Below are 8,749 nucleotides of genomic sequence, written 5' to 3'. Positions count from 1 at the left end.
TTTATCCACACGAAATGTCCCTTAAGCCCCTTAACCCCTAGGGCTAGATTTGGCCTTTTGGATGCCGATTAAATCGAGTGTAGTTGGTGTCGATGGCGTTGCCGTAGAGGGCTGGTCGTCCTGTTTCGTGGTCGGCTTGGTTCTCGTTGTGGGTCAGGGTTTGTACTTTGGCGAGTTGGTCCTGTCCCCAGTTGGATTGCCTGGCGATTTCTACGGGATCGTCGGGCAGTTCAGTTTTTAGGTAGAGCCACCACTCCAGCATTCGGCGTTGGTGTTCTCCGCGTCGTCCGCGGTGGGTTCGTGCTAGTAGTTTCAGCTGGGAGTTGATTCCGCCTTCCAGGCTGTTGGTGGTGGCTTTGATCCGGTCAGTATCAAGGACTTCTTCAGGCGGGTTGAGGTAGACAAATAGCAGTTTGCTGCGCCAGAGGTGGTTGAGGCTGTTGTAGGCCTTGCGCACGTTGGCATGGGTCCAGGTTCGTGTCCAGCGACCTGTTTGGGGGGTCTTTGACGAGAGTCTTCTCGTTTAACTAGGTGGGGTAGACCGTGGCGAATTCATGGGGTGAGCTTGAGCGCTAGCCGGTAGATAGTGCGCCCAGCATCCGTGCGTGGGCGCGAGGTCAGATAACCCACTCGGCCTCCTCAATTCCTTTCGTAGACGATACGTACGAGCCCCGCCGTGATCCGAGTGCACACATGCGTTAAAAAGAATAACGACCTGAGCCCAATAGCCTGGCGAAAACACGGGCCGGCGGTGACGTCTTCAGGCCTCGAGCCCTTACTTACCCAACTTCTTTTCGAGCCGAACTATCCGTTTGTCCCAGTCTCCGTCCCAGCCTGCGTCTCGGGCCTCAACACAGAGGTCTAGGGCTGCTTGGAACTCTTTCTGCTTCTCATAAATAATCGCCAGCTGCTTAAATCCCGGATGTCCAGGGAGAACCTGTGGACCGAGCTCTGTGTACACTACCCGGCCTTCGAACAAGTGAGCATTCTCAGGCAAGAATCGTCCTAGCCCGGCGTCAAACATTGCCCCTGCCACAGTCTTTTCCAGCGAAATCATGACCTTGCATGTAGCAATTGTTTTGGCCAGGAATTCTGGTTCGTCACGCCTACGGTAGTACGCTTTCATTGTGTCACTGAGAGCAAAATGCCTATCGACGGGTGTCATGTAGGGGTCAGCAAAATGATGCCAGGATTCTGAAAGTTTTATCCAAATACCCTTGTCACTGTTCCGATGGAACCACTGAGTAAGTAGCTGAAGAATTCTCGTAACATCGACGTCTTCGGGTTCCAGTTGGCTGTCTCCAATTGTGAGCACAAGAGGGTCCTTGTCGATCACGTCACCATCCGTATGCTCCGCATAAACCTCCCTGATGCGCTGTTTCTCCGGCTCCGTAAACATCGTGTTCCACCAGGATTCGAGACCGTACGCCTCCAGTAGAGTTTTCTGCATCATGCATACGAGAATAACTGGTCACCGACGAAGACAGGCGTTGATAAAAAGCGCCTATACATGACGGCCCCTGTGAAACATAGGGTTACAAGACTTCTGCCAGCCGTTTTCCCAAGCGCAAGGTTTTGTTTCCAACTGTCGCACATCGACGCCTTTCCATCTCCCGCGATCACGGTGGACAACGACGACAATCTCTCCACCGAACGACCTGGCTGCTCATCAGAGGCGTAGAGACTCCGCCAGTGGTAGACCACTGTTTTTGATCGGGAAGCATACCGAAGGCGTAATTCCATAGTGCGGAAATCAACCGGTTAAAGCAACATCATGAGTGCGCCACCCATCTAGGCAAGTTAGCGGTGCGCTTGATGCAACGGCCAGCCAGCAACCGTTCGGTACTGACTGAAATGAATTTTGTAACACGTCCTATAGTGCTTTGTCAGAGGCCTCTCGGCCAGTGGCAGTACGGGGAGTGCCCCTCACCAAGCTGATGACGGCGGCCTGGGCCCCTGCGAGCACGGTGTAGGGACACAGCCCGCCGACCGGGTTTTGGATGATCCACTGACCGTTTCATCCCGACGAACAGATGCGCCACAATCACCAAAGTGACATGGTGGTACTGGCCCTCGAAATGATCCAGCCCCAAACCATGCTTGAGTTCGCGGTAATCGGGTTCGATGCACCACCGGCCGAGAGACAACTAACAAAGCACTATCAGGGACTGCAGTCTTGTGGGTCAGATCCAATGTATTAATAACGTATAATTATACAAAGGACTAAGTTTAATCCGCAGGAGTGCAAGTGGCAGGTAAAAAGCGTGAGAGCCAGGAAATCGTAAAGGTTGTCTATTTCGACCAGGAGACCGCGTCCGACTATCTGGACATCGTTGCAGGAGGTAATCTCTCTACAACTAAAGAAGATATTCATAACCGAACCACAGAAGCTCACGCAGACGTCGATGCAAAACTTAGCGCGAGGCTGAGTTGGCTGCCTTTTCTGCGAGGCTCTGCTGATCTGGGGGCTAGCGCGGAAGCCTCTATTGCGGGCGAGAGTATCCTAAGCAAAACGCTGGCTAACACCATTCTCACTGACTATCTAAAATCTGCAGGCGAGGACGCGAAGATTAGGAAGCTCGAAGGTTATAGTGTTTTCGCTGCTCAAAACTCGATGGCATTTATGAAGATTTACACCCCATTCATGATTGCTGCTCGTACCGAGGATGCAGACTTCGATATCGCACGTATGGATGAGGCTTTAGAAAAAGCGAAGGGGTACTACGAGTTGCTTGGCGAGAACGTCAATGACAGGAAGGTTGTACTCCGATTTAACATTCGTGCCTTTCGAAACAACTATGGTTTATCAGATTTAACCCGGATGAACTTGGTTTTCCACGGTATTGAAGTCGGACGAACGACAGAGGCAAGCCTGAACATTGAGTCCGAAATGGCCCAAGGCGCAACGGGCACTCCGAAACTAGTAGATCTGGTTCAAGATTCCATGCAAGCAGTTCTGGACTCTAGGGAGGACGTAGCTCTGCCGGTTTTTGATGTAGTTCTTGCGGCAGTTGAAGGCAAGGCGGCGGAGTGACTCGCAGCATGAAGGCGGAAATCTATTATGGTCCCCCCTCGTGGTTTGAAGAGCGAACCGACACAATCGGATCAGAGTCATTCTTAGACATTGTCTATGAACGAGACAGTAGGGCGCGGGAGCTCGTAATAGTGCAACGTGATGCGCCTCCTACCGAGGACCAGGACCCTGTGGAAGGGCCAGAGCATGTCGTCGTCAACTCTGGTGATTATGCGAGCTTGGTCGAGGCAACGATTTCCAATTTCGGCGGTCTAATTCAGTCTATCGACCCCAAGAATATTTACTTAAACAATCCTCCACAAGTGGTCCGCTCTCATGTTCAGCGCATTGCGGAAGTGACGGAGATCCACTACAACTACGGTGGATTTAATCCCCGACTTCTTCGAGAATTTTACGACGGTTTTAATGACCACTTGGTCGGGCAAGGTTCTGTAAAGAATGAGCTTTTAGCCGCTATGTATCCGTTAGCTAGCCAAAAAGGGAACGGGCCGGTAGTCGTGATGTTTTATGGCCCGTCGGGTGTTGGCAAAACTGAGACCGCCAAGTTCATCAGCAAACTCACTGGCGGAGACCTTTTCCGTAAGCAATTCTCCATGCTTCATAGCGAAAAGTTTGCCTCCTACGTGTTCGGAGGCAGTCACCAAGAACCCTCACTCGCACATGACTTGATGGAACGAGAGTCCAACGTGATCCTGTTCGATGAGTTCGATAAGGCGAGTCCAGTCTTCCATAGCGCCTTTTACGAATTGTTTGACGAGGGCGTTCTAGAAGACAAGAACTATCGTACGAAGGTGGGAAGCCCGCTCATCATCTGCACGTCGAATTATGGCTCCGAGGAAGCGGTGAAGAAGGCATTGGGAGAAGCACTTTACTCCCGCTTCAATGCGTTTATTGAGTTTCATCCCTTGAGCGTCGAAGAAGTGAGTTTAATTGCAGATCAACTCATTGACTCAAAGGTGGGCAAACTAGATTCAACCGAGCAGGCGCAACTAAACGTCGACAGCATTAGGACTAAGATGAAGCAATACGCTGGGCAACTTGGAAATGTCCGCAAGTTGAGCAGCAGTATTGACCAAGTGATTGGGTTCGAGTTAGCGACGAGCCTTCTCAAGAAGGCTCAGAGCGAGAGGCCCTAGTAGTGCTTTGTTAGCTCTTGTGGAGAGATGTCTGCAGGAGCAGATCAGCGCGTATCAGGACAAATGAGATTGAGCGGGTGCGCGGGGCACCCGCGATCCGGACGGGTCGCTGCCGAGGTGCTGGTTACGGGCCGAGTGGTCCGACGGCGCAGCTGAGCCCAGTGACTACTGGTTATTGACGCTGGATGAGGGCACCCCGATCGAGGAGTTGGTCCGGTGGTCGAAGGTCCACAGGCCGCATCGAACATGACTACCGGGCTGGGCTGCCATCATCACGTCACACTGGTAACCGCGGCGCACCTGTCTGCCACCGGGCAACGCTTGGCCGACGACCTGGCCCCACAAGCCCCGGAGGCGGGCTGAGTTTCTACGCCGTCCCGGCAGACCTCCAGGCCGCTGTCATCCATCTGCTGGGCCAGTGCCCTTACGGCCACCGCGCGGACCCCACCTAACGAAGTACTACTAAGGGTTCTTAATACCACGTGATGGCTACCTCAAAGTGAAAGTCAATTGAAGTGCGTTCGATACTTTGTCCCTGCGCATGGGTTGACTGGCTCATCTCGGCGCTATAGCGGCGAAGCGTACATCGGACGGAATCCGCTTTCATCAGGCACGATTAAGTCCCACCCTAAAGATTGCCAAAATCCGTCCGATCCTTCAGCCAGCGCCAGCATTTGCCGCTGTGGGTACTGCTCTACCACCCAGTGAACGATTGCTTTTCCTATGCCACGACCCCGATGAGCGAGCCTGACGTCGATGAACTGAATCTCGATCACGTCGGGGCCATCCATTGGCAGGGGGTAGGCGGAGTCACTCCAGTAACTCCGGTGAGGCTTCAAGCCCAACTCCAGTAGCGCAACTTGTTCACCGCCATCGCGCACCTCGTACCATTCATAGTCCTCGGATAGTCGGTATGTGCCCAACCAATGCTGGTTGAACTCATAATCACCAGCGATGCCCTGCGAGAATGCCATAGGGTCGGTGATGGGATGAAACGAGAGGTCCATGCCATTATCATACTGCCTGTTCCACACGGAAATTAACGTGTGTAAATCATCTGTCACGGCCGCGTATCGCCAGATCAACGGTAGCCACAATTCGTGGTCACACAGGCCGAGTGAACATCGAATCCGTCATGCGCTTAATTACGCTTTAAACTACGCGTAGCCAGTCGTAGATCGTCGTACCTCAGTGTAGTAGGACCACTCCGAAAACACTCCTCTCGCTGCAAGGATCCTTTTCGAGGCCATCTACGCTCACTAACGAAAATTACGAAACTGCGACCCTGCGTGTCGCGGGTTCGAGCCCGTCAGCCACCCTGAATAGACCCCGCTTTCCGCTTGAGTAGGATGCGGGGTCAACTTTTTGCATTGAGCCACCGCACCCGCGCACCACCAAGCCCCACAACCAGCCGGACTTGAGTATGTTAGCCTTACCTAAACTTAGAGTATGTAGGCTTCTGCCCTCACAGAAGATCTAAGCTCTTGAAGAGATAGCAAGGATAGTGATGACAATGGCTGACCAGGTTAAAGAGGCAGCGCCGAAGCGCAAACCCCGCAAGGCACATGAAGCGACCGTGACTGGCCGCCGCCAAGTATCTCCAGACCTGGTTCGGTTACACATGAGCTCCCCAGCATTCATAGGCAAGGAGCTGGAGTTTACAGATCACTACATCAAGTTGTTGTTCGTGCCAGAAGGTGCCGACTACTCCTGGCCGTTTAATATCGAGCAGATTCGCGCAGAGCAACCGCGCGACAAGCAGCCAATTCTCCGCACCTACACCCTGATCAACGTGAACTCAGAAACCGGGGATTTCGACATCGACTTTGTGTCCCACGGTGATTCCGGCCTGGCTGGCCCTTGGGCACGCAGAGCCGAGGTTGGAGAGAAGCTCGGTTTCCTCGGCCCTGGTGGCGCGTGGGGACCAACCAAAGACTATGAGCACTTTGTGTTCGCCGGCGACGAGTCTGCAGCACCGGCCATCAGCGCTGGCTTGAAGCGGCTTCCCGACGGCGCGACTGCGACTGCATATATCGAGATCGAAGCCGAAGACCGCACGTTTGAACTGCCCACCCGCGATGGCGTGGAAATCACCTGGGTAGTCCGCAATGGCGCTACCCACGGTACTGAGCTATCCCGTGTGGTCCGCGCGGCTGGTATCCCCCAGGAGAAGAAAACCGGATGGTTCATCCACGGAGTCGCCGAAATGATCAAAGAGCTTCGTCGCTTCCTTTTCGTTGAATCCGGGATTCCCAAGGAAGACGTTTCTATCTCTGGCTACTGGCGTATCGGAATGACTGAGGACCAGTGGCAGGCCTCCAAGCGTAATTTCAACGCAGAGATTGAGGCCGAGGAAGAACGAGCTAAGGCCTAACGTTTGTTTTCGCGTTAGACTGCGGCAATGATCGATTTCACCGACACCGCCGACGTCGTTGCTCCCCAGCTTCTGGGCACGGTGCTCACGCACAACGGCGTTTCGGTGCGCATCACGGAGGTCGAGGCTTACCTCGGCGCAGACGATGAGGCCTCTCACACCTTCAACGGCCGCACCCCGCGCAACGCCGCCATGTTCGGCCCGCCCGGCCGCCTCTACGTCTACATGTCCTACGGCATCCACCGGAACGGCAACATCGTCTGCGCGCCCGAAGGAACCGGTCAGGGTTGCTTGCTCCGCGGCGGGGAAGTCATCGACGGAGTAGACCTTGCCTACCAACGCCGGGGCGACACGGAATTTCATAACCTCGCCCGCGGACCGGGAAATTTAGGCAGGGCCCTTGGCTTCAGTATCGCGGACAACGGCACGCCCATTCGCCTTAAACAACGCGATAAGGAACCTGAGTGGGTCCGCGGGCCGCGCATTGGCATCTCCAAGAACCAGGACGCCGCCCTGCGGTTTTGGATTCCCTTTGACAAGACAGTGTCTCGACGCCGCGGTCTGCCGCGCTAGTGCTGCCCGGCCGCTACTGATTAGCGGTAGCGTTGCCCGCAGACCAAGAAGCCCAGTCCATGTTCCAATCACCCAGACCATCGAGCGGGCTCAGCACGCCGCCGCCGGTGTTGGAGACCCTCACAATATCGCCGCGCTTGACCGTGTTTTGGAACCACTGAGCAGCCTCAGTAGTCACGTTGATGCAGCCGTGAGACTGGTTGTAGCTACCCATCGCACCGACAGCCCAAGGCGCTGCGTGGACATAGATTCCGGAGTAGGACATCTGGGTTGCCCACTGAACGTCAGTCCTGTAGCCGCCGGCGTCGAGAGCCAGGCCGAAGGTAGTGGAGTCCATAACGAGGGACGGGTACTCGTCACCGATGACATAGGTTCCGTTCGGGGTATCCCACTGGCCATCCCTACCCATCGAGACAGGCAAACGGCGCAGCACTTCACCGTTTTTGAACACCGACATCATCTTCGTGTTGTTGTCGATCAGCGCGATGACGCGGTCACCAATGGTGAAGTTAGTGGAAGCATCCTCGCCGCCGTAGATGCCGCCGCCGAGGTTGCGGCCGTACAGGTCGACATCGACGGTCACTTTCGTGCCGGGTTCCCAGTAGTTTTCCGGGCGCCACCGCACTTCCTGGTTGTTGACCCAGTAGAAAGCACCTTCAACGGCAGGCTCGGTCTTGACTGTGATTGCCTCTTCGGCCGCCTTGCGGTCGGTGACGTAGTTTCCGAATCGCACGCCGATGACCTGGCCAACCCCCACCTCAGAATCCGGTATCGGACTCAAGGCCACTTCGGACACGCCTGCTGCCTGCGGGGTGGTGAAGGTGATGGTTTTATGGGTGCCGTCCTTGTCCGTGGCGTCGATGGTGTAGGTGCGGTTATACCCCAGCACTTCGGCGCTCTTCCACGTCTTCGAATCAGATGACAGCTCATCGTCCACTTCGATGCCGGCTTCGTTGGTCATTGTCACCGACTTAAGCCCGGCCGGGGACGTAACCTCAACCGGCTTGGAGGGATCTACGTCGCTCGCACCATCCTTGACGGAAAACTTCAGCTGCTTCGCCTTGGCGGCTGCCGACGCCGATGCTTCCGCCGAAGCGCTCGCTTTGACGTCAGCCTCCGATTGGGCAGTGGCCGGACCGGAATCCGCGGCACCACCAATGGTGCAGGCGGTTAAGAGTGAAGCGGTCGCAACGATACTCGAGAGAAGCATTGCGGGACGTGCGGAAGGGAATAGAGAATGCACACAAACCCCTAGCTCATAGAAAGACACAGACAATAATAAGAGTGCACATAGACTAACCGCACACGCACCCTACGAACCAGTTAGCGCCACCGCTCTTAACCGTTTCGTTACCCACCCGTCAGACTTCCACACCCGCGACTCTTTGAGAGAAGCATTTAGCCATGGCATTAATCGCGGAAAACACCCATTTACCTGGCGATTTTACCTTTTTACGAAGAGGGTGTTAAAGTTACATCTCGTTGCACGGCAGGCACTGAGGAAATCAGAGCCGGTCAGAGACACCAAGCGCCATTAGCTCAATTGGCAGAGCAACTGACTCTTAATCAGTGGGTTCGGGGTTCAAGTCCCTGATGGCGCACAGTTTAAGCCCCTCACCCCCGTGGTGAGGG

8 protein-coding genes, 1 tRNA gene and 2 pseudogenes are annotated in these 8,749 nt (G+C 54.9%); 6 read left to right on the top strand and 5 right to left on the bottom strand.

Translation table 11 applies throughout. The annotated features are described in order from the left end of the window. Positions 1–43 precede the first annotated feature (43 nt). The 3 genes and pseudogenes from HMPREF2604_RS00305 to HMPREF2604_RS14460 all read right to left on the bottom strand — a co-directional run. Positions 44–624, bottom strand: a pseudogene (locus HMPREF2604_RS00305) (IS256 family transposase); the annotation flags it as partial. Between the two features lie 151 nt (positions 625–775). Next, positions 776–1,453, bottom strand: a complete 678-nt coding sequence (locus HMPREF2604_RS00300; RefSeq protein WP_141746399.1) for a hypothetical protein — start codon at positions 1,451–1,453, stop codon at positions 776–778. Positions 1,454–1,886: 433 nt separating this feature from the next. Further along, positions 1,887–2,135 (bottom strand): annotated as a pseudogene (locus HMPREF2604_RS14460) (hypothetical protein); the annotation flags it as partial. A gap of 113 nt (positions 2,136–2,248) precedes the next feature. Between HMPREF2604_RS14460 and HMPREF2604_RS14240 the strand changes: the two are divergent. The 3 genes from HMPREF2604_RS14240 (at position 2,249) to HMPREF2604_RS14150 (ending at position 4,533) form a co-directional block, all read left to right on the top strand. After that, positions 2,249–3,034: a DUF6414 family protein gene (locus HMPREF2604_RS14240; protein WP_070562200.1), complete on the top strand. Its 786-nt coding sequence runs from the start codon at positions 2,249–2,251 to the stop codon at positions 3,032–3,034. Then, entirely contained in the window at positions 3,031–4,170 is a 1,140-nt protein-coding gene (locus tag HMPREF2604_RS00290) for an AAA family ATPase (protein WP_246818350.1), read from the top strand. Before HMPREF2604_RS14240 ends, HMPREF2604_RS00290 begins: the two co-directional genes overlap by 4 nt. 216 nt (positions 4,171–4,386) lie before the next feature. Next, a complete protein-coding gene (locus HMPREF2604_RS14150; protein WP_210384645.1) occupies positions 4,387–4,533 on the top strand; it encodes a hypothetical protein in 147 nt (48 codons plus the stop codon). Between the two features lie 203 nt (positions 4,534–4,736). On the opposite strand, the gene HMPREF2604_RS00285 is transcribed toward HMPREF2604_RS14150, so the two are convergent. Then, a complete protein-coding gene (locus HMPREF2604_RS00285; protein WP_070562196.1) occupies positions 4,737–5,177 on the bottom strand; it encodes a GNAT family N-acetyltransferase in 441 nt (146 codons plus the stop codon). 506 nt (positions 5,178–5,683) lie between these two features. Between HMPREF2604_RS00285 and HMPREF2604_RS00280 the strand changes: the two genes are divergently transcribed. Beyond that, a complete protein-coding gene (locus HMPREF2604_RS00280) occupies positions 5,684–6,544 on the top strand; it encodes a siderophore-interacting protein (protein WP_070562193.1) in 861 nt (286 codons plus the stop codon). Between the two features lie 27 nt (positions 6,545–6,571). After that, positions 6,572–7,117 carry a DNA-3-methyladenine glycosylase gene (locus HMPREF2604_RS00275; protein WP_070562190.1) on the top strand — a complete coding sequence of 182 codons (546 nt, stop codon included), beginning with the start codon at positions 6,572–6,574 and terminating at the stop codon, positions 7,115–7,117. Positions 7,118–7,130: 13 nt separating this feature from the next. Here HMPREF2604_RS00275 and HMPREF2604_RS00270 read toward each other — a convergent pair whose 3' ends face one another. Then, positions 7,131–8,327: a L,D-transpeptidase gene (locus HMPREF2604_RS00270; protein WP_210384644.1), complete on the bottom strand. Its 1,197-nt coding sequence runs from the start codon at positions 8,325–8,327 to the stop codon at positions 7,131–7,133. A 318-nt stretch (positions 8,328–8,645) separates the two neighbouring features. On the opposite strand from HMPREF2604_RS00270, the gene HMPREF2604_RS00265 reads away from it, so the two are divergent. Further along, positions 8,646–8,718, top strand: a tRNA-Lys gene (locus tag HMPREF2604_RS00265). The last annotated feature ends 31 nt before the right edge of the window (positions 8,719–8,749 follow it).

The sequence above is a fragment of the Corynebacterium sp. HMSC055A01 genome (assembly GCF_001809405.1).
Lineage (GTDB): Bacteria > Actinomycetota > Actinomycetes > Mycobacteriales > Mycobacteriaceae > Corynebacterium > Corynebacterium hesseae.
This window is presented reverse-complemented; position numbering and strand designations above follow the sequence as displayed.